We start from the raw sequence: 20,745 nt of genomic DNA on the forward strand, positions 1-20,745 counted from the left end.
AGGCTACTTGAAGCTGGCTCCCACAAGGCCACGGGTCGCAGCCACGAGCTTCATCGGATCCGAGGAACCGGCCGGCGGAATGTAGACCGCCACCGACTCTGCGAAGTTCAGCGACATACCCGTCGTGGTTTCCTTGCCTCCGGCAAAGACGGCTGAATCGTCTTCAAGGATCAGCTTGTCACCGGCGGCCTTGGGAGTTCCCTCGAAGGAGAAGTCCAGGCGGCCGACTACCAGGGCACCGCCGTCGGCCGTGCGAAGCACTACCGTCTGGTTGGTGACCGGGGTGTGGGTGAATTTGAAGTTGGCGCTGGTGCCGTTCTTGACCGTCTCCGCCTGGTACGTCAGGGCACCGGCGATGTAAGGCGAGGACTGCCCGTCAGCAAGCTTGCTGCGGTTGGGCGAGTCCGGCGTGGTCAGCATCTCACCAAGGATGCCCAGAGCTTCGTTGCCGCTGTAGGCAAGGCCTGTCTTGTCATCGGCAGCGGCAGGGGCGGTTCCTTCACGGGGCACCGGGAAGGAGGGGAAGTTGGTGCCGGGCTGAAGGGGAGCCGTTCCCCATAGCTTGTAGTTCTCGCGCGGCGAGAGCTGGACCAAGGTCAGCACCTGCGGGACCACGTTGCCGTCGCCCTGGGTCAGTGCGAAGACCGTACGCGGCCAGTCGCGCTTGGTGCTGATAACGCTGCTTTGCAGCTTGGTGGCCCGGACAGGCATGCGTGCCTCGTAGGCCGACACCGCGGAGCGGATCTTGTAGTTGGCCGTGCGGACCTGGAGTTCCATCTTATCCACGCGCGGTGCCAGCTTGGCGGCGTCCTTGGCGGCATCGGCTGCATCCACAGTGCTGGCAACCTGCTCGAGGATGCGCTGGAGCTGGGACTCGAGCATGACGGGTTGCGCGTCGCCGCCTTCGGCTGCCGGGGCGCTCGGGGAACCCGGGTTCGATGCCGGCACGGCCTGAGCCGCGACGGCCGTCCCGCCCACCAGCGTGGCCACGAGGGCACCGGCAACGGCAGTGATGCGGAGGGCGGACCCTTCTGTACCTGGCGTACGACGGCGGTCGGCGCTGTCTGCGGGCGACTGCACCGGAAGGGCGGTGGTCTTTCCGCCATCACGGGGGGCGTCGTCGTCGTTGTCCTTGCGGCGTGCGGCCAGTGCCCTGGCGACAAACGGCAGTGCCGCGCCGACAAGGATGATGATGATGCCCAGGACGATGAGCGGAACAGCCCACGGTGTGGTGGCGTTGTTCGGGAACGTCATGGAGATCGACGACGGCGCGGGCTTGGTTCCGTCGCTGGCTACCAGCAGCGACCACTCGCCGCCGGCCGGCGGGTTCCACGTGTAGTCGAGCTCGCCGCTGCCTTCTTCGGTGTTGACCCAAAGATCCGAACCTACCGGGGTGGGGGCCGTAGCCTCGCCATCCTCCGCGGTGACTTCCAGCGACTTCTGGTCCTGCGAAACCCCGGTGAGGGTGTTGTGGGCGGTTTCGCCCACCCAGGCTTCGACGTCGTCGGGCCGTCCCGTGGCGACGATGAAGTTTCCTTCACCTTGGATCTTAATCTTCACCGGACCCTCGTGGAGGGCAATCAACTTCTGGTCGATTACCGTCAACGGGGCAGCTTTTGTGTCGCTGGGTACCGAGGCCGTCACGGTCTCGGAGGGGGCCCAGAAAGTCAGCTGGCCAATGCCGGCCAGCATCGTCAGCAGGCCCAGCAGCACCAGCGAGGCTGCAGTCTTCAAACGCACAGGATCACCTATCATCAGCGGTCGTTGAACTTCAAGGGTAACCGTTTTGTTATCAAAGAGTCAGATCGGGCCTCGGGCCCGGACACACCCGAATCCCCGTAACGGCGCTGCCAAAGCGCAAATACAGGCTCCTGATAGTGTGGCGATCATCATGGTACCCGGGCTGCTTTTAGGCCGGGAAATGCCTCCGAGATGACATAACCGTCGATAGCGAGCAAAGGAACCCGACCCGCGTGAAAGACCACTTGGACCCCCGGCCCGTCGACGGATCCGGTACGCCCGGCGTGGACGCCCCCGCCGAGGGGACCTCCGTGACGGTCCCGGTGCGGACGGGACGCTGGGCGGCTTTGGGCCGTAAGCTGCGCCAGCCCATACCCGGCGCCCGGACGCGGGTCCGGTTCGAAATGCCGCCCGAGGACGAATCCAATGAGTACGCGGAGCGCTTAAAGGGAGAGGACGAAGGCAACTTCGGGGCCCCCGGCCCCAGGATGTCCTCGCAGCATCCCTTGTACGTCGGGTTCATGGGTACTGCCGGCGTCGGGGTGGCATTGCTGGTGTACTACATCGCCAGCAATACGACGCAGTTGTTGTTGTGGATCGTCACCGCACTGTTCATAGCCCTGGGGCTCGACCCCGTGGTGCGCTGGCTCGAATCCCGCAAGATTCCCCGCCCTGCCGGAATCCTCATCTCTGTATCCGTGCTGGTCCTCGCCGTCGCCGGTTTCTTCGCCACCCTGATCCCCACCATCGTGGGCCAGGTATCGGAAATTGTGCGCCAGGCTCCCGACTGGATCCGCGATTTCCTCAACTCCGACTTCTTCCGGACGGTGGACAACCAGTTTGGCCTCCGGGAGAGGATCACTACTGAACTGGACAAGTTCGGCCAAAACTCCGAGGCAGTCGGCGGAATCTTCGGCGGCGTAGTGGGCTTCGGCTCGTCCGTGGCCAACGGCCTGTTCGGCACGCTGATCGTCCTGGTACTCAGCCTCTACTTCCTGGCAGCTCTTCCCTCCATGAAGAGGTGGGCCTACCGCCTGGCTCCTCGTTCACGCCGGCCGCGGGTCGAAGCCCTGTCAGAGGCCATCACCGATTCCGTGGGCAACTACGTCATAGGCCAGGCCTGCGTGGCACTCCTGAATGCACTGTTCGCGTTCATCGTGATGACTATCCTGGGCATCCCCTTCAGCGTCCTGCTGGCCTTTGTGGTGGCATTGCTGGCGTTCATTCCGCTGGTCGGCGGCATGATCGCCGCCGTCGTGGTCATCCTGGTGGCACTCACGGCCGGATGGCAGACGGCCGTGATTTACGCGATCGCCTACTTTGCCTACCTGCAGTTCGAGGCATACTTCATCTCCCCGCGCATCATGCAGCGGGCGGTAGCCGTGCCGGGGGCCGTTGCGGTGATCTCCGTCATCGCCGGCGGCAGCCTCCTGGGCGTCCTGGGAGCCCTGATCGCCATCCCGACGGCGGCAGCCATCATGCTGCTGATCAAGGAAGTGTTCATCGTCCGGCAAGACCGGCACTGACGGGCACTAGCCCTGAGCCACCGGGCCCTAACCCTGCGCTACCGGGCCCTAACCCTGCGCTACCGGGCCCTAACCCTGCGCTACCGGCCCCTAACCCTGTGCTACCGGCCCCGCCCAGGTCCGCGGCAATCCGTCCGCGCCCGCACCCGCTTCCGTAACGTCGTCGACGATTTCATCCAAGACGCGCGCGGCGTACTTCTCGCCGACCCAGAGGTGCTTGGCGCCGTCGACTCCCACCAGCCGCGCTTGCGGCACCAGACTGAAGCGCTGGGCGGCCTCGGCAGGCTGGAGGTAGTCGTCATGCTCCGGGACAAGCACTGTCAGCGGTTTGCCGGCTGCAGCCCACTCCTTCAGATGCACATCGGTGGCACGGTGCAGGGGCGGCGACAACAGGATTGCCCCTTCCACCTGTGAAGCAACCGGCTCCACGGCCCCATACATCAGCGCCAGCTCGGTTCCGAAGGACCACCCCACCAACCAGCGGTTCGGCAGCCCGCGCTCCACGGCGAAGCGGACGGCGGCTTCGACGTCGTAGCGCTCCCCGATCCCCTCTTCGAACCCGCCGTCGCTGGTACCCCGCGGGGAACTGGTCCCGCGCGTATTGAACCGCAGGACCGCAACCCCGGAGAGCGCCGGCAAGCGGTAGGAGGCTTTGCGGTACACGTGCGAGTCCATGAATCCGCCATGGGTGGGCAGCGGGTGGAGGGTAATGAGCGTGGCCGAAATCTCCCCGGACTCCGGCAGAGCCAACTCCCCTACCAGGACTTTTCCGTCCTCTGTGGTGAACTCCACATTCTCCCGCCGGGCGGGAAGCACAGTGGAAGCACGGATTTCCGATGGAGCATCCTGGGGCGTGAAGACGAAGCTGGCGGGATCGAAAGTCATGGCATCCAGCCTAAGCGAATCAGCGGTAGCGGTAGGTCCGGGTAGTCCAGCAATTGGTGTGCCAATGCCTCCGCTCGGCCAGGCCCGCGGCTTCACCGAACAGGTGGCTGTCCGACCACACTACCAGGTGCGCAATGCCGGGCATGATGGCGGTGGAGCAACCCGGGCAGATGTATTGCTTCTCCGCTTTCCGGGCGGTCATGGTCCGGACCATCCAGTCGCCGTCGGGTGCGCTTTCCCGCCTCGCGATACCTGCCCGTGCTCTTTCAAGGTCCAGATCAGGAGGCTCGCCGGCCCATTTGCTGGAACGCATGCCGGACGCGTTGCGACGGGGCCTGTTGGAGCGGGGCATGCATCCATTCTGCCCTGCCGCCGGCACCCAAGCGGTAATGTGGGGCGGGTGCGACTTGTCATAGCCCGTTGTTCTGTTGATTATGTTGGCCGCCTTAAGGCCCATCTGCCGCTGGCCACAAGGCTCCTGCTGGTGAAGGCTGACGGTTCCGTCCTGGTGCATTCCGATGGCGGCTCCTACAAGCCCTTGAACTGGATGAGCCCACCGGCCACCCTCCGGGTTATCTCCCCGGAAGAGACCGAGGTGGAGGAAGGCGTGGTGGAGCAGTGGACAGTCCAGTCCGCCAAAACCGATGACCGCCTCATCATCAACATCTATGAACACCTCCATGACACCTCCCATGAATTGGGAGTGGACCCGGGCCTCATTAAGGACGGCGTCGAAGCCGACCTCCAGCGCCTGCTCGCCGAGCAGATCGAGACGTTGGGACCGGGCTATTCGTTGATACGGCGGGAATACTTCACGGCAATCGGGCCTGTAGACATCCTTGCCAGGGACGCAAACGGAGGCACGGTAGCCATCGAGTTGAAGCGCCGCGGCGATATTGACGGCGTGGAACAGTTGACCCGTTACCTGGAACTGCTCAACCGCGATCCGCTTCTTGCTCCCGTACGGGGCATCTTTGCCGCCCAGCAGATCAAGCCCCAAGCCAAGGTTCTGGCCAACGACCGCGGCATTGATTGCGTCACCTTGGATTATGACGCCATGCGAGGCGTGGATGACAGTGAGTCCCGGCTCTTCTGACGCCCCTTCCCGGGTGCTGTGCCGCAGGCCACTAGAATCGAAACCATGACTGCCGCAGAGCACACTGCCCCTTCCGCGCCCAGCCTCCAGATCCTCGCGGGAACTTTGGTCACGGACGGCTCCGTCATCGAGGACGGCCTCCTGGCCATCGACGGCGACCGCATCGCTTACGCCGGACCGGCCGCCGACTTCGACGCCGAGGATTTCCCCGGCTTCGCCACCGCGATCCGGCACGGAGTGCCAACCGGCCACCTGATCCTTCCAGGCCTGGTGGATGTCCATTGCCATGGCGGAGACGGCGGGGACTTTCCCACGGGCGAGGAAGTGTCCGCCCGGAAGGCAGCCGCTTTCCTCCACCGTTCGGGAACCACCACATTCCTGGCCAGCATGGTCACCGCCCCGCGGGAGGATCTACTGCGCGGCATAGAGCTTTACGTGAAGCTTGCGGACGAAGGTGTTGTTGGCGGCATCCACCTCGAGGGACCCTTCCTGTCGCATGCCAGGTGCGGCGCGCAGAACCCGGATTACCTGTTGGATCCGGACCTGGAACTGATGGAGGAGCTGGTGTTCGCTGCCGCCGGCAAGCTCGCCACCATGACCTACGCGCCGGAACTCCCCGACGCTGCTGCCTTGGTTGACCTGATGACGTCCCACGGCGTGACCCCGTCCCTGGGTCACACCGACTGCGATTACGCCGTTGCGGCCGCCTCCCTCGCCGCGGCCAGGGAAGGCCTGGAGTCGGCAGGGTTCGACGGCGTCAGCTCGCTGCCCACCGTCACCCACCTTTTCAACGGCATGCCTCCGATGCACCACCGTGCGCCGGGTCCTGTGGCCGCCTGCCTGCGGATGGCGCAGGAAGGCAAAGCGGTGGTGGAACTCATTGCCGACGACACCCACCTTGACCCCGCCATGGTGGCGACCGTCTTCCAGTTGGTCGGCGCTCCGAACATCCTCCTGGTCACCGACTCCATGGCCGCTGCGGGGCTGGCGGACGGCAACTACATGCTGGGCCCGTCCCCGGTGACCGTCACCAACGGCGTTGCCACGCTGGATGCCACCGGGTCCATCGCCGGCGGAACCTCTACCCTGCTGGATGTAGTGCGAAGGACCGTCGCCGCCGGGGTCGGCTTGCCCGAAGCCGTGTGCTCAGCCACCTCGGTACCTGCCGCCGTCCTGGGCCTTTCCGACGAGATCGGGGGTCTCCGGCGGGGGCTCCGTGCGGACGTTGTGACGACAGACCAGGAACTGGGCCTGACCGGCGTGATGCGTAATGGTGAATGGTTGTCGTGACGCCATACGACGCCCCGCGAATTAGGGTGTCGCGTTACCTCCTTTTTACCGAAAATTTTCGCCAAATTGCCTAAAAGACCGTTGACCTCCGGCAGCGCTCATGAAAGTGTTGTAGCAGTCTTTGTGTAGGTGGTTTTCATGCTCGCAAGACGGGTTGCGAGCGTGAAGCTCCTGCAAATCCAACTGTGCCCCAGTCGGTTTGCGGATCTTCTCGCGGAGTAACAAAGCCGGTACGAGGTGTATCGGACTGAAGTTCCATAATGAGGAGAAATACATGGCACTGGGAACCGTTAAGTGGTTCAACGCTGAAAAGGGCTTCGGCTTCATTACCCCGGATGACGCGGATGGCGACGTTTTCGTTCACTACTCCGAGATCCAGACCGGCGGTTTCAAGACCCTCGATGAGAACCAGCGCGTTCAGTTCGAGATCGGCCAGGGCGCAAAGGGCCCGCAGGCAACCGGCGTTACCGTTGTCTAATTAGCCACCGAAATCTGCCAGGGCCCGTTTTAGGACAGGCCGAACGCAGTTTCACACCAGCTTGGCCCCGGTTTCGCACCGGGGCCAAGCTGTTTTAAGGCAGCACCTTTAATGCCGGATATGTCCGATCTCAACAAACCTGGTCACAAACTGCGTGGAATAGCATGCGCACCGGGAATGGGTGTTGACAATTCAACCAACCAAAGTACGCAACAGCCTTGCAGTGTGCCGCACTGATAAACCCGGAAGGTAAGCGCGACTTAGTGCCCTTCCCATGGCCGGGAGGTGCAACGGGTCCTGGTAATACATGTAGAGCGTGCGATAGTCCGGCTGGAAGCGTGATTTGAAGGAAGCCAGGGAACGGAAGCCATAAACCGGCTCCAAAGCCTGTCCCACCAAGTCCAGGATTCCGGCCAGCCCTTCCGGCCGCTGGTCCATCTCTTCCTTCTCCCTTGCCAGTGGAGAACCTGACAGCGAAATAACTTCCACGGAATCCCTGAGATGCAGCACGGCCGAGGCGATAAGGAATTCCATGACTCCCGGGAAGGCATCGCCACGGCGCCTCATGAAGTCCAGGGTCCAGCTCACCACCTTTCCGTCGTCGTACACGGGCAGCCAGCTGGTGACTCCGTACACCAGGCCGTTTTCATCCACGGCCACGCAACACAGGACCTCGGGGTCGTCCAGCTCGTCAAGGCTGCCCAGCGTGAAGCCCATTTCAGGCACCCGCTTCTGTGCAGCCCATTCTTCGGAGACTTCGCCGATCTGCGCCCGCAATCCGTGCGGCAGGGTCGGGTAGCTGCCCCATACCGCAGTAATTCCCATCTTGGCCGCCCTGTTGAGGGCCGTGCGGACGTTCTGCCATTCCTTGCCGCGGAACTCCAGGCCCCGGATCCTCAACCTTGTCTCCTGGGCTACCGCCACACGCCGGAAACCTCTCGTCCGCAGCACAGGCCACAACTCCTCCGTGCACGAATAGAGGCAAGGGACCAACGCGTGCTGCGCGCAATAATCCAGGAAACCGAGGGCTGTATCCCTGTGGTGCTCCGACCGTCCGATGGGCCCAGCCAGGGTCAAAGCCACATTGCCGTGTTGCTGGAAGGCCACAGCCCCATGGCCGTCGTCAGTGAACCAGTACTTCCTGGGCTCCCACAGGGTCATCCATGACAGGGAGTCGCCGCCTGCCTTCACCAGTTTCCTGGCGCGTTCCCGGGACTCCCGGTCCAGGCCACCGGCGTGGTGTCCCCGGACCAGCAAGACCCACACCCCCAGCAAGGCCACCAGCCAAAAGACCGTTCCGGAGTACGAGAACAAGAAAGCTTCCAGGGCATCGCGCTCGGCAAAAACCCTTCGGTAGACCCCGGGCAGCGGAACCGGCAGGTACTGACGTGCGAGCTCGGCACCCAGACCCAGCAGGCCGCCGTCGCGCGTCATCCCGCCGGATGCGAACCATACCGCGACGTAGAGAAGCAAAAGTACCCCTCCGGTGAGCCCCACCACCCAGAAGATCCTGCGGCGGAGCCGCACGGAAGAGTCCACGCGGAAGTGGCCACGGTAGGCAAAGAGCAGGACAGCGAGGATCAACGGCACCAACACCAGCGGGACGATGTGCGCCACCGCTGACCCCAGCAGCCCGGTCCGGGGACGGGCGATGTTCAACGGCATGCTCGCAAACAGTGCGAGGTAGACCGTGGACAGCGCCACCACCACCACTTGGACGCCTATGGCTATGCCCAGGGCCAGCCGACGTCCCCTGCGCATGCCATCGGCACAGATGAGCAGCAAGGCCATGGGCACCACCGCCAAAGCCAGCCCAAAAGGCCCCGTGTACCCCTGCCGGGCCAGTTCAAGGCAGGCAACATCGATGCTGCCTCCACAATTGGTCTCCAATTGGCTCAGCGTGGGCAAAGGGTTGAGGATAACGTCCCGCAGCAACGCCAGAGGACCGGAAGGACCCTTCGCTACCGTCGTCAGAAGGGGCCCGACAGCGAAGATGGCAGTGGTCAGCGAGAGCAGGGTCCTGACCTCGCGTGCGGTGGAACGGTGCAAATGGAGGCTGCCCTCATTGCTTTGGGCCCACCAGGCAACCACCAAGCCCACCAGCGCGCCCAGGAACCCGACCACAGTTTCCGGATGCCCCACGTACAGGACCAACAGCAACGTCAAGGACAAAGCAACCGTGCGAAAACGGCGCTGCCAGAGCGCCGTGAGCTTGGCACTGGCGGCGAGGCCGGTGGCCAGGACCGCCCCGTACGGACCAATGAGCCGATGATCCACCATGGCCGAGAGCCAACCGTCGTTGACGTACTGCGCCACCTGGGTCACCAGCAGGAAGGCCGTGACACACGCGAACTGGCACCCAAGAAACAGGCCCGCGGTCCGCAGGGAGCCTAGATGGCGTTCCGAGAAGCCGAGAAAAATCAACACCATGAGCACCGCCACGATGAACGCGGGAACGTTCGTCGTGAACAGCAGGGAGGTCCAGATGGACCACCACTCCCCCGCTTTCAAACCCTCCAGGGTGACTCCGGCTATCGGCAGCAAGGACTCCGGCGGCCCGGAAAGGATGCTCCCCGACAACGCGGCGACTGTGAGGAAGACAGCCACGACGAACAACGTAAACGGTGTGGACTGCACATGCCTCACCGCTTGACGGATCACCGGTTGAAGGACACCCTGGACGGCCAGGCTCACGGGGTGAGTCCCCAGCGGCCGGCAAGGAAATCGAGGGCACCTGGCATCCCGCGGACAACACTGTCCCAGGAATGCCCGGCGTGGTCAATGGAGTGGTCCTCCACGTCGAAGCCCGCGGAACGGGCAGCTTCCGCAAGCACATGCATGTAGCCGAGGAATTCGTTGTCAGTGGCACCGGCGGTGAGGTACATACCGCTGCCTTGGTACTGTCGCTCCTGCATGAGTACCAAAGGCGTCCGGGATTCGAAAGCTGCGGCGTCGCCGTCGAACGAGTCAGCGATCGTCTTGTTCCGGTCCTTGGCAAGGGCAGGTTCCTGCTCGGCTGAAAAACCGAGGACGGAGGTGAAGAGCTCCGGATGGGCTGTACCCATTTGGACAGCGCAGGTTCCGCCGAAGGAGAAGCCTCCCACAGCCCACTGCCCGGGAGCCGTGGAGACATCCAAGGTTTTACTGATCCATGCAGGGACATCCTTGGAAAGGTAGGTATCGGCTTGGGCAATACGGCTGTCCATGCACATGGTGTTGGCATTGCCGGAGCCGTTGGGATCAACAACTATGGTCACCGGCGCGATACCGTCATGATGCTCCGCAAACCTGTCCAGTTGAGCACGTAGCTGCCCGCCCGTCAGCCAATCCGAGGGACCACCCGGCTGGCCGGAAAACAGGACCAGTACAGGAAGGCTTGGGCGGGGTGACGCCAGGTAGGCAGGCGGTAGATAGATGTAGGCCTCGCGCGCGGTGAAGCCTGACTCGGCGCCCGGAATGCTCGCGCGACGAAGTATGCCGCCCTCCGGCATGCCGTCGGGGGCCTTCCACGATGTGACGGACGGACCCGGTGCGCTGCCGGGCGCTCGTTGCAGGCCGGCGTCCAGCGGCTGGATCCGGGCGACAGCCGTGCCCAAAAGGTCGGCCACCGTGTTGTTGAGTCCGAAGTATTGATTCACTTGGACCGCGCTCAGGAGAATCACGCCCAAGGCAGCCGTGACACTGCCCGCGCGTCCTTTCCACGAAGAATGCCGAAGCCGTACCGCACACAGCAAGACGGCCGCCACTCCGGGCGCGGACCACGCCAGCACCTCAAAGGGAAGATTTTCCGAGAACGTTGCCAGGAGGTCGACAAGAACCCAGTGCACCAGGGCCAGGATAACGACAGCCAGGACGGCTGCTCCGAGCACGACGACGGGCCACGTACGTTGCCGGCGCCACAGGAGGACTATTCCACCGGCCAGGCCGCACATCCATGCAAACCAGAAGAACGGACCATCCACGAGGCGGAGGTCGGACAGGAAGTCCATGCTTTTATCGCCAGGTGCCGACGCCGATAACCGGACCGGCCTCCAGCCAGGAAGAAAGCCCCGCGTAGGCTTCGAACTTCATGGCCAGCAGGAACTTCTTGCCCTCGTACTGAAGCTCGACCACCACCACATCGGGTTGTACTTGGACAAGCTCTTCTTCAGTGGGCTTGCGCCTGCCAAGAAGCTCAAGCGAGCTGCGCTTGAAACGGTACTTAGGTACCACGCTGAGGGACATTAAACGGAACCACTCGAGTTCCATGTCCTGATAACGACAAACCCCCATCTGCCAGCTGTTTCCAGCCATGCAAATGGAGGCGTCGACCGTGCCCAGGGCGCGCCGCAGATTGAAGCGGCGCACCCCGAAAAGGCACAGTGAAAAAACAAGCAACGCAAACGCCGCTGCCAAGGCGATGAACGGAATAAGGGAATCGTCCATCAAGGTCTAGCTATCGGATCCCCGCTGTAGCCGCTTCGCCCAAGTTGGCGTTGTCAGCAACAATGACCACACGATCGTTGTCGACGGAGAAGAACCCGCCATCGACCACTACCGCAATCCGGTCACCGGAAACCGGCTGGATTGCCAACTCACCCTCAGCCAAAATGGCCAGAAGGGGCGAGTGGCCCGGCAGGATTCCGATTTCACCATCGCTGGTGCGGGCCTTCACCATCTTGGCCGCGCCGGACCACACGAAGTGGTCCTCCGCGACAATCTCAACCTCAAGCTCAGCCATATTACTTGGTCTGTTCCTGGATCTTGGCCCAGTTGCGCTCGACGTCATCCAGGCCGCCGACGTTGAAGAACGCCTGCTCTGCGATGTGGTCCAGCTCGCCGTCGCAGATAGCGGTGAAGCCTTCGACCGTGTCCTTGATGGAAACGGTGGAGCCCTCGACGCCGGTGAACTGCTTGGCGGTGTAGGTGTTCTGGGAGAGGAACTGCTGGATACGGCGTGCACGCGACACGACGATCTTGTCCTCTTCGGACAATTCGTCAACACCGAGGATGGCGATGATGTCCTGGAGTTCCTTGTTCTTCTGCAGGATCTGCTTAACACGAACAGCCGTGTTGTAGTGGTCCTTGCCGATGTACTGCGGGTCCAGAATACGGGACGTGGACGTCAGCGGATCAACAGCCGGGTACAGGCCACGGGATGCGATTTCACGGGAAAGTTCCGTGGTGGCATCCAAGTGGGCGAACGTGGTTGCCGGCGCCGGGTCGGTGTAGTCGTCAGCGGGCACGTAGATTGCCTGCATGGACGTGATCGAGTGGCCCTTGGTGGACGTAATGCGCTCCTGGAGCAGACCCATCTCGTCAGCAAGGTTGGGCTGGTAGCCCACGGCGGACGGCATACGGCCGAGCAACGTGGAAACTTCCGAACCTGCCTGCGTGAAGCGGAAGATATTGTCGATGAAGAGCAGCACGTCCTGGTTCTGGACATCGCGGAAGTACTCCGCCATCGTGAGCGCAGACAGTGCGACCCTCAAGCGCGTTCCCGGCGGCTCATCCATCTGGCCGAAGACAAGGGCGGTGTCCTTGAGAACGCCTGCCTCTTCCATTTCAACCCAGAGGTCGTTACCTTCACGGGTACGCTCGCCAACACCGGCGAATACCGAGGTACCACCGAAGTTACGGGCAACACGGGTGATCATTTCCTGGATCAGGACGGTCTTGCCCACACCGGCGCCACCGAACAGACCAATCTTTCCACCCTTGATGTAGGGGGTCAGGAGGTCGATGACCTTGATGCCGGTTTCAAGCATCTCCGTGGAACCCTCGAGCGAAGCGAAGCTCGGAGCCTTGCGGTGGATCGGCCAGTAGGCGTCAGCCTTGATTTCCGACTCGTCGACGTCAAGCGGCTTGCCGAGGACGTTGAAGATGTGGCCCTTGACTCCGTCGCCAACGGGCACGGAGATCGGAGCGCCGGAGTCCTGGACAGTGGTGCCGCGGACGAGGCCGTCGGTTGCCTGCAGGGAGATGGCGCGGACGAGGTTGTCACCCAGGTGCTGGGAGGTCTCGAACGTGATGGTCTTGGTCTGGCCGTTGAGGGTAACCTCGGTGGTCAGCGCGTTGTAGATCTCGGGGATTGCGTCAGCCGGGAATTCGACGTCGACAACCGGACCAATAACACGGGCAATACGACCGGTTGCACCGGCCGTTGCTACGTGTTCGGTAGCAGTGGCAGTCATCTCTCTCACTTCACTCAGTAGATGGCGTGGGTTAAGTTTATCTGTTTGGTGCAGGTGCGGCTTCGGGCCGGATCCCTACCGGCTAGGACGCGAGGGCGTCTGCGCCGGCCACGATCTCGGAAAGCTCCTGCGTAATTTCGGCCTGACGGGCCGTGTTGCGAAGGCGCGTGTACTTCTTGATCAGTTCCGTTGCGTTGTCACCGGCCGACTTCATGGCGCGCTGGCGGGCTGCGAGCTCGGAAGCTGCGGCCTGCAGCATGGCTGCGAAGATGCGGGATTCGATGTAACGCGGAAGCAGGGCATCAAGGACCTGCTCGGTTTCCGGTTCAAATTCGTACAGCGGCAGCAGCTCGGACTCCGAGGCTGCTTCCTCTTCCACGACCTCGAGCGGGAGCAAACGGATGACCGTCGGTTCCTGCGTCACCATGGACTTGAAGCGGGTGTAGACGACGTGGATCTCGTCCACGCCTCCCTCTTCATACGCGGTGGCGAAGTCTTCGAGGAGGGCAGCACCGATTTCACGGGCAGTCCCGAATTCCGGCGCATCCGTGCCGCCGGTCCAAACGCGGGCGTATTCACGGTTGCGGAATTCGAAGTAAGCCTGCGCCTTGCGGCCGACCAGGTAAGACTTGATTTCCTTGCCTTCTTCGCGAAGCAGCTCGCTGAGGCCTTCGGCCTGCTTGAGCACGCTGGCGGAGTAGGATCCTGCGAGGCCACGGTCCGAGGTAATAACCAGGACTGCGGCCCGACGGATCTGCTCCGGCTCGGTGGTCAGCGGGTGGTCGATTTCGCTCTGAGTCGCGACAGCAGAAACGGCGCGGGTGATGGCGTTCGCGTACGGCAGTGAAGCTGCTACGCGGGCGCGGGCCTTGCCAATGCGCGAGGTAGCGATCAGTTCCATCGCCTTGAAGATCTTGCGCATCGACGTCGTCGAGCTGATCTTCTGACGGTAGACCCGGATCTGGGCTCCCATACTTATCCTTTCCTAAGTTCCCGACGTACTGCCCTGCCGGGGCCCTTGCGGACCCCGGCAGAGCAGGTCATCGAAACTAGCGCTTCTGCTTGACGATCTTTTCCTGGTCGACGTCGCCGCCCGAGATCGCTTCGTACTCTTCGTGGCCGGCACCAACCAGACGGTTGTCGCCTTCACCGAAGAAGCCCTTCTTGAAGGAAACGATGGCTTCCTTCAGCGCTGCGGTGGTGTCGTCATCCAGGACGTTGGTCTGGGCCAGCGTGGTCAGGATGGAGGACTGGTGCCTCAGGTGCTCCAGGAACTCGGCTTCGAAGCGGCTGATGTCCTCAACCGGAACGTCGTCCAGGTAACCGTTGGTACCGGCCCAGATGGAGACAACCTGCTCCTCGACCGGGAACGGCGAGTACTGGCCCTGCTTGAGGAGCTCCATCAGACGTGCGCCACGGGTCAGCTGCTGACGGGAAGCAGCGTCCAGGTCCGAGGCGAACATGGCGAATGCCTGCATGTCGCGGTACTGAGCCAAGTCCAGCTTCAAGGTACCGGAGACCTTCTTCATGGACTTGACCTGTGCCGAACCACCCACGCGGGAGACGGACACACCAACGTCAACAGCGGGACGCTGGTTGGCGTTGAAGAGGTCCGACTGGAGGAAGATCTGGCCATCGGTGATGGAGATCACGTTGGTCGGGATGTAGGCGGAAACGTCGTTCGCCTTGGTCTCGACGATCGGAAGACCGGTCATGGAACCTGCGCCCAACTCGTCGGAGAGCTTCGCACAACGCTCCAGCAGGCGGGAGTGCAAGTAGAAGACGTCACCCGGGTATGCTTCACGTCCCGGCGGACGACGCAGCAGGAGGGACACAGCGCGGTAAGCTTCGGCCTGCTTGGACAGGTCATCGAAGATCACCAGGACGTGCTTGCCGCCGTACATCCAGTGCTGGCCAATGGCCGAACCTGCGTAAGGTGCCAGGTACTTGAAGCCGGCGGGGTCAGATGCCGGGGAAGCCACGATGGTGGTGTACTCCAGTGCACCGTGGTCTTCGAGCGTCTGGCGGACGGCTGCGATGGTGGAAGCCTTCTGGCCGACACCGACGTAAACGCAACGAACCTGCTTGTTGACATCTCCGGAAGCCCAGTTGGCCTTCTGGTTGATGATGGTGTCCACCGCGATAGCGGTCTTGCCGGTCTGGCGGTCACCAATGATCAGCTGACGCTGGCCACGGCCGATCGGGATCATGGCGTCGATAGCCTTAAGGCCGGTCTGCATCGGTTCGTGAACGGACTTGCGCTCGGTCACGCCCGGAGCCTGCAGCTCCAGTGCACGGGTGGCTTCGGCCTTGATCTCGCCGAGGTCGTCAATGGGCTGGCCCAGGGGGTCGACCACACGGCCCAGGAAGGCGTCGCCAACGGGCACGGACAGGATCTCACCGGTGCGGTGAACTTCCTGGCCTTCTTCAATTCCGGTGAAGTCACCGAGTACGATCACACCGATTTCGCGGACGTCGAGGTTCTGGGCGAGGCCCAGGGTGCCGTCTTCGAAGCGAAGCAGCTCGTTCGCCATGACCGAGGGAAGACCCTCAACACGGGCGATGCCGTCACTGGCGGCGGTCACGCGACCAACCTCTACGCGCTCTGCGTTACCGGGTTCGTAGGACGCCGCGAACTCGTTCAACGCATTACGGACGTCGTCGGCGTTGATGGTCAATTCGGCCATCTGCAGTCCCTGCTCTCCTGTTTTCGTGATCATCGTTGCTCACGATGACCGGGTTTTATATCAGTTAGTTGTGCTTTGCCTGGCTAGCCGGCGAGCTGGCGGCGGAGTTCGGTCAGGCGGGCGATAACGGAAGCGTCCAGCACTTCGTCTCCCACCTGAACCCGGATTCCGCCGATCAGCGACGGTTCAACGTTGACGTTGACCTTCAGTTCGCGGCCGTACAGCGCGTTCAGCCCGGCCTGCAGTCGGCTGGCCTGCGTTTCCGTCAACGGACGGGTAACGCTGACGGTTGCAATCCAGCGCTGCTGACGCTTGGCTGCAAGCTTCGCGAAGGACTCGACGAGCTTGCTCGGCTTAACACCGCGCGGCGCCGTAACGGCCTGGCCGATGAGGACCTTGGCCTCCTCGCTGATGCCTGGAAGCAGCTTCCCGACAAGTGCGAGCTTGGCTGCGTCCGTTGCCTGCGGCTCAGACAAGGCACGTTGTACTTCGTGGCTGGAAGCGACAACCTGGTTGAAGGCAAACAGGTCGTTTTCCAGCTCTTCCAGCCCCGTGATTCCGGAGGCAGAAACGGCCGACTTCTTTTCAGCTACGGCAATGACGACCGTGGCGGCAAGCGTCTCGAGTGCATCGCCGATATCACGAGCAGATGCCCAGCGTGAGCTGGCCAGTCCGCCTGCGATCTCAGCAGCATCAGCGGAGACTTTTCCGCCAACCAGCTGCTTGACCAGCGCCGACTTCTCGTCTCCGCTGCGGGACGGATCAGTCAGGGCGCGGCGCAAGCCAGCCGAGCTGTCCACCGTTCCCAGGATTCCGAAGAGGTCCTTAGCCAACTGCAGCGAGGCCAGAGGAAGCTTGGCTTCCAAGTCCGCCAGCGCCGTGGTCAGCGATTCGCTCGATATACCTGCCATTAGCTAGCTGCACCTGCGTTCTGGGTCTCCAGATCAGCCAGGAAGCGGTCAACAACGCGCGCGGCACGCTCGTCGTCCGTCAGTGCTTCACCAACAATGCGACCTGCCAGCGTGGTAGCCAATGTGCCGACCTCGGAGCGGAGGGACACAACAGCAGCTGCGCGCTCCGACTCGATGGCTGCGTGTGCCTGCTCGGTAATGCGTGCAGACTCGGCAGCCGCCTTTGCCTTCAGGTCCGCCAGGATCTGGGCACCTTCGGCGCGTGCTTCCTCGCGGATGCGGTTGGCCTCGGCACGGGCATCGGTGAGCTGCTGCTTGTACTCTTCAAGAGCTGCGGAAGCCTCGGCCTGGGCCTGCTCCGCCTTTGCGATGCCACCTTCGATCGCTTCGGCGCGCTCAGCGAACGTCTTCTCGAACATCGGGACAATGAACTTGACCACGATGAACAGAAGGACTGCGAAGCCGACGAGGACAACGCCCATTTCCCAGACGTTGGGAACGAGCGGGTTTGCCTCTTCGCCTTCAGTGGCGGCTGAGATGATCAGCTGATTCATATTTCACCCGTCCTATCTACTCGGTTGCGGAATTCGCTGTTCTGAAGTTGAAACTAGAGAACGAAAGCGAAGACGAGGCCGAGGATGGCAAGAGCTTCGGTCAGTGCCAGACCAAGGAATGCGATCGGCTGCAGCACGCGCTGAGCTTCCGGCTGACGAGCAACACCGTTGATGTAAGCCGCGAACACGAGACCCACACCGATACCACCGCCGATTGCGGACAGACCGTAACCTACGAGGTTGAGATTGCCTTCCATTTTTTTCCTTTCAAGATGCCACCCGTGTGGCAGGTTGTTTGGTTTACTTCAATCCCCATCAGGGGAAGACTGTGTGCCTTAGTGGCTGTCGGCGTGCAGGGCGCCTTCGATGTAGATCGCGGTCAGCAGGGTGAACACGTAAGCCTGCAGCGCCATGATCAGTGCTTCGAGCATGTACATGGCGATCGCGCCGACGAGCACCAGGACCGAGGTTCCCTTGAGCAGGATGTTCTCCTGCATGACGAGGAACTCGATGCCGGAGCCGGCGAGCATGACGATGAGGTGGCCGGCCAGCATGGTGGCAAACAGACGGAGGCTGTGCGTTACCGGGCGGACCAGGAAGTTGGAGATGATTTCGATCGGTACGACGATCGGGAGGATGTACCACGGCACGCCCGAAGGAACGGTCGCGAGCTTGAAGTACTTCAGGCCGTTCTTCTTGATGCCGATGATGATCCAGGTGAAGTACACGATGCCCGCGAGGACATAGGCGCCGCCGACGTGGGAGAAGCTCGGGAGCTGGATGACGGGAATGGCGCCGTAGATGTTGTTCACCAGGATGAAGAAGAACAGGCTGAACAGCAGGGGCACGTACTTGATGAAGTCTTTGCCGCCGATGATGTCCTTGGCGATGCTGTTACGGACGAAGCCGTAGGCCATCTCGCCTGCGAACTGCAGCTTGCCGGGGACCAGCTGCTGCTTCCGCGCGGCGGCCACAAAGAAAGCGGCGATAATGACGACCGACAGGATCACCAGCAGCATTTGCTTGGAGAAGCCGTCCGCAGCACCCCAAGGCAGGATTGCCGGCAGGTGCATTTCTTCGATTCCGGGTGGGGTGAAGGACCCCGAATCCTGGGCTGGGAGCGCAAGCGCGATCAACGCGTTTCCTCTCTGCTGTGTCCATCATTGGGCATTGGGCGGAAAGCGGACACACTCAATGCATCCCCATTCCATGTGAAATTATTTGGCATTACTGTTCCCGTCTTTGGACGGACCGCGGTCTGCGCTACTCTCGCCAGCAGAAGTGCGTTGCTTGGTGAGGCCGTGCATATGGGAAAGATAGAACCCTCCTGCGGCTCCAAGCAGAGCGCCAAGGAGCACAATCCAGCGGGTCCCCCACAGATTATCCAGTCCCCAGCCTATCAAACTCCAGACAATGATCCCGCCAATGATGTAGCTGAAGACCGCGATGCCGGCGTTGTATCCGCCGTCGTTCGAGGCTTCGGCCGCGTCACCGGCGTCACTGGAAACTGATGTGGCGTTCTCCGTGGACGTCTTGCGCTTACGCAGTGGCATCCGGGCCGCCCTTCGGTTCGGTGGGGTCGTTGAAAATCTGCAGGCGTGCCTTGCTGAATCCGTAGAGTTCTGCAGCCTGCCATGCCACTACGCCCACGACGGCCCCGATGAGGAACCAGCGGCCGATGATCCAGTCAGGCCTGCCGAGGGCAAAAAGCACCACGGCGAAGCCCACGACCTTGACGAAATACGTCGCAACAAAAAGGCCAATGGCGCCGGAAGGATTTGCACGGCCGACGAAGTGCCCTATCAGGAGGCTGATGGCGAAGAAGAGCATCACCAGCAAGGCTCCGGCCGCCGTCGAAAGCGCGCCTTGCCCGCCGTCGACCATTGCTGCCACAACGCATGTCACGGCGGCAGCGATGCCGGATGCCAGGGAGCTCAGCACCAGCAACCGAAGCCAAAGAGAGGAGATCCCACCAAAAATTCCATCGCCGCGGCGGCCGGACGCATGTCCGGATCGGGCGTTGGATGTCATGGGGAAACCAATCCTTGTGGCAGGGAGCCAGATTCTCAAAGCGGGGATACGGGCGAGTGACTGTCCGCACCAAGAATTCTACATGAGATAGAACTTCGGCCCTAACCGGACGTCATGGACTACTCCCCCGGCCGTGCCGTATGACGGGTGAAGTAGGGCCACGCGGTAATGGCCGCCATGACCAGAGCCGCAACGATGTCCACGATCAGGACGATCTGCCAGGGAAAGACGGCGAAAGCCACGCCGCCGAAAGCAAGAATGCAGGTCCAGACGTAAAGCATCACGACGGCGGTGCGGTGCGAGTAGCCAAGGTCCACCAGCTTGTGGTGGAGGTGCCCGCGGTCGGCGGACCACGGCGACTGGCCGCGGGCCGTCCTGCGCACCACGGCCATGCCGAAATCAAGCAGCGGCAATGACAGCACGGCGAACGGCAACAGGATCGGAATGATGGTCGGAATGCCGTTGGCGCGGTCATAGAGGCCGGACTCGATCTGTCCGGTGGCCACGACGCCGGCAGAGGCCATCAGGAGCCCGATCAGCATCGCCCCGGAGTCGCCCATGAAGATCTTCGCCGGGAACCAGTTATGCGGGAGGAAGCCGATGCAACTGCCCACCAGAATGGCCATCAGGAGCGTTGCCAGATCGGAGTTGTCGGTGGAGGGGTTGTTCCGGTGGACCCAGTACGCGGTGAGGAAGAAGGCGCCCCCGCCGATCGTCGCTACGCCGGCGGCAAGGCCGTCCAGTCCGTCGATGAAGTTCACCGCGTTCATGGTGGTGACGATCAATCCGGCCGTCAGGGCGATCTGGACGAGTTCGGACTGGATGAAGACCGGTTCCGGAATGAAGGGAACCACGGACATGCGGACGCCCCAGATGGCCACGATCAGCGCGGCCGCGGCCTGGCCCAGCAGCTTGATCCACCAGCGGATGTCCAGGATGTCATCGGCGACTCCGACCGCCACGATAACCACCGCGCCGGCCAGGATCCCCCACGGGGCATCGTTCTGCCGGAAAATATCCTTGACAAAGAAGGAGTTACCGGCCACCACCAGGGCAGCGAAGAACCCCGCAAAGATTCCCAGTCCCCCCAGCTTGGAGATCAGCGCCGAGTGCATGTCCCTGCTGCGGATGGGCTGGTACAGGCGAAGCTTATTGCCAAGGACCCGCGCACCCCAGGTGCCCGCGTAGGCCACCACGGCAGCCGTGAGGGCCATCAGCAGGTACATAATCATGATGCGGCTCCGGAACGCAGCGTCATCGACGCCGGAAAATGGTGGGGTTCGGGGCAGCTCGGTGTGTGGAATGCTGTCTTTGGATAAATGGAACTACTCCGTCGCCATGCCTGCACCGGCTGTGCCGAATGTTGCTGGTTTT

Annotated in this window: 21 protein-coding genes; 4 read left to right on the top strand and 17 right to left on the bottom strand. The window is 62.4% G+C overall.

Annotated elements, in window-relative coordinates; translation table 11 throughout:
- Positions 1-3 precede the first annotated feature (3 nt).
- A complete protein-coding gene (locus OCL88_RS07710; RefSeq protein WP_264962123.1) occupies positions 4-1,755 on the bottom strand; it encodes a hypothetical protein in 1,752 nt (583 codons plus the stop codon).
- A 218-nt stretch (positions 1,756-1,973) separates the two neighbouring features.
- Between OCL88_RS07710 and OCL88_RS07715 the strand changes: the two genes are divergently transcribed.
- Complete coding sequence (locus tag OCL88_RS07715) at positions 1,974-3,266, top strand: AI-2E family transporter (RefSeq protein WP_264962124.1); 1,293 nt, start codon at positions 1,974-1,976, stop codon at positions 3,264-3,266.
- Positions 3,267-3,356: 90 nt separating this feature from the next.
- Here OCL88_RS07715 and OCL88_RS07720 read toward each other — a convergent pair whose 3' ends face one another.
- Entirely contained in the window at positions 3,357-4,151 is a 795-nt protein-coding gene (locus OCL88_RS07720; RefSeq protein WP_264962125.1) for an alpha/beta hydrolase, read from the bottom strand.
- Positions 4,152-4,170: 19 nt separating this feature from the next.
- Positions 4,171-4,503: a hypothetical protein gene (locus tag OCL88_RS07725; protein ID WP_021470986.1), complete on the bottom strand. Its 333-nt coding sequence runs from the start codon at positions 4,501-4,503 to the stop codon at positions 4,171-4,173.
- A gap of 48 nt (positions 4,504-4,551) precedes the next feature.
- Here OCL88_RS07725 and nucS point away from each other — a divergent pair, with 48 nt between their 5' ends.
- The 3 genes from nucS (at position 4,552) to OCL88_RS07740 (ending at position 7,015) form a co-directional block, all read left to right on the top strand.
- Positions 4,552-5,247, top strand: a complete 696-nt coding sequence (gene nucS, locus OCL88_RS07730; protein ID WP_062097160.1) for an endonuclease NucS — start codon at positions 4,552-4,554, stop codon at positions 5,245-5,247.
- A gap of 45 nt (positions 5,248-5,292) precedes the next feature.
- Positions 5,293-6,537 (top strand): N-acetylglucosamine-6-phosphate deacetylase, encoded by a 1,245-nt coding sequence (locus OCL88_RS07735; protein ID WP_264962126.1) that lies wholly within the window; start codon positions 5,293-5,295, stop codon positions 6,535-6,537.
- Positions 6,538-6,811: 274 nt separating this feature from the next.
- Positions 6,812-7,015: a cold-shock protein gene (locus OCL88_RS07740; protein ID WP_017199737.1), complete on the top strand. Its 204-nt coding sequence runs from the start codon at positions 6,812-6,814 to the stop codon at positions 7,013-7,015.
- 192 nt (positions 7,016-7,207) lie between these two features.
- On the opposite strand, the gene OCL88_RS07745 is transcribed toward OCL88_RS07740, so the two are convergent.
- From OCL88_RS07745 to OCL88_RS07810, 14 genes are all read right to left on the bottom strand, one after another.
- Positions 7,208-9,724, bottom strand: a complete 2,517-nt coding sequence (locus tag OCL88_RS07745) for a bifunctional lysylphosphatidylglycerol flippase/synthetase MprF (protein ID WP_264962220.1) — start codon at positions 9,722-9,724, stop codon at positions 7,208-7,210.
- Entirely contained in the window at positions 9,706-11,004 is a 1,299-nt protein-coding gene (locus tag OCL88_RS07750; RefSeq protein WP_264962127.1) for an alpha/beta hydrolase, read from the bottom strand. The genes OCL88_RS07745 and OCL88_RS07750 overlap by 19 nt, the downstream gene beginning before the upstream one ends.
- Positions 11,005-11,008: 4 nt before the next feature.
- Positions 11,009-11,440 carry a DUF2550 domain-containing protein gene (locus tag OCL88_RS07755; protein ID WP_071416302.1) on the bottom strand — a complete coding sequence of 144 codons (432 nt, stop codon included), beginning with the start codon at positions 11,438-11,440 and terminating at the stop codon, positions 11,009-11,011.
- Between the two features lie 10 nt (positions 11,441-11,450).
- Complete coding sequence (locus tag OCL88_RS07760; RefSeq protein WP_021470992.1) at positions 11,451-11,735, bottom strand: F0F1 ATP synthase subunit epsilon; 285 nt, start codon at positions 11,733-11,735, stop codon at positions 11,451-11,453.
- Between the two features lies 1 nt (position 11,736).
- Positions 11,737-13,188, bottom strand: a complete 1,452-nt coding sequence (gene atpD / locus OCL88_RS07765) for a F0F1 ATP synthase subunit beta (protein ID WP_264962128.1) — start codon at positions 13,186-13,188, stop codon at positions 11,737-11,739.
- A gap of 82 nt (positions 13,189-13,270) precedes the next feature.
- Positions 13,271-14,161: a F0F1 ATP synthase subunit gamma gene (locus tag OCL88_RS07770; protein WP_264962129.1), complete on the bottom strand. Its 891-nt coding sequence runs from the start codon at positions 14,159-14,161 to the stop codon at positions 13,271-13,273.
- A gap of 76 nt (positions 14,162-14,237) precedes the next feature.
- Complete coding sequence (gene atpA / locus OCL88_RS07775; RefSeq protein ID WP_264962221.1) at positions 14,238-15,875, bottom strand: F0F1 ATP synthase subunit alpha; 1,638 nt, start codon at positions 15,873-15,875, stop codon at positions 14,238-14,240.
- 83 nt (positions 15,876-15,958) lie between these two features.
- Complete coding sequence (locus OCL88_RS07780; RefSeq protein ID WP_021470996.1) at positions 15,959-16,786, bottom strand: F0F1 ATP synthase subunit delta; 828 nt, start codon at positions 16,784-16,786, stop codon at positions 15,959-15,961.
- On the bottom strand, positions 16,786-17,340 hold the full coding sequence (locus tag OCL88_RS07785) for a F0F1 ATP synthase subunit B (protein WP_021470997.1): 555 nt from the start codon (positions 17,338-17,340) through the stop codon (positions 16,786-16,788). The genes OCL88_RS07780 and OCL88_RS07785 overlap by 1 nt, the downstream gene beginning before the upstream one ends.
- 53 nt (positions 17,341-17,393) lie before the next feature.
- On the bottom strand, positions 17,394-17,597 hold the full coding sequence (atpE, locus tag OCL88_RS07790) for an ATP synthase F0 subunit C (RefSeq protein WP_009356484.1): 204 nt from the start codon (positions 17,595-17,597) through the stop codon (positions 17,394-17,396).
- Positions 17,598-17,675: 78 nt separating this feature from the next.
- Positions 17,676-18,476 (bottom strand): F0F1 ATP synthase subunit A, encoded by an 801-nt coding sequence (atpB, locus tag OCL88_RS07795; RefSeq protein ID WP_021470998.1) that lies wholly within the window; start codon positions 18,474-18,476, stop codon positions 17,676-17,678.
- 81 nt (positions 18,477-18,557) lie between these two features.
- Positions 18,558-18,893, bottom strand: a complete 336-nt coding sequence (locus OCL88_RS07800) for a hypothetical protein (RefSeq protein ID WP_264962130.1) — start codon at positions 18,891-18,893, stop codon at positions 18,558-18,560.
- The gene (locus OCL88_RS07805) at positions 18,880-19,371 is read right to left on the bottom strand and encodes a hypothetical protein (protein WP_021471000.1); all 492 of its coding nucleotides are present in this window, start codon (positions 19,369-19,371) and stop codon (positions 18,880-18,882) included. Before OCL88_RS07805 ends, OCL88_RS07800 begins: the two co-directional genes overlap by 14 nt.
- Before the next feature lie 119 nt (positions 19,372-19,490).
- Positions 19,491-20,603 (bottom strand): MraY family glycosyltransferase, encoded by a 1,113-nt coding sequence (locus OCL88_RS07810; protein ID WP_062097168.1) that lies wholly within the window; start codon positions 20,601-20,603, stop codon positions 19,491-19,493.
- Positions 20,604-20,745 lie beyond the last annotated feature (142 nt).

The organism is Paenarthrobacter sp. PAE-2, from assembly GCF_026013155.1.
GTDB lineage: Bacteria > Actinomycetota > Actinomycetes > Actinomycetales > Micrococcaceae > Arthrobacter > Arthrobacter ureafaciens.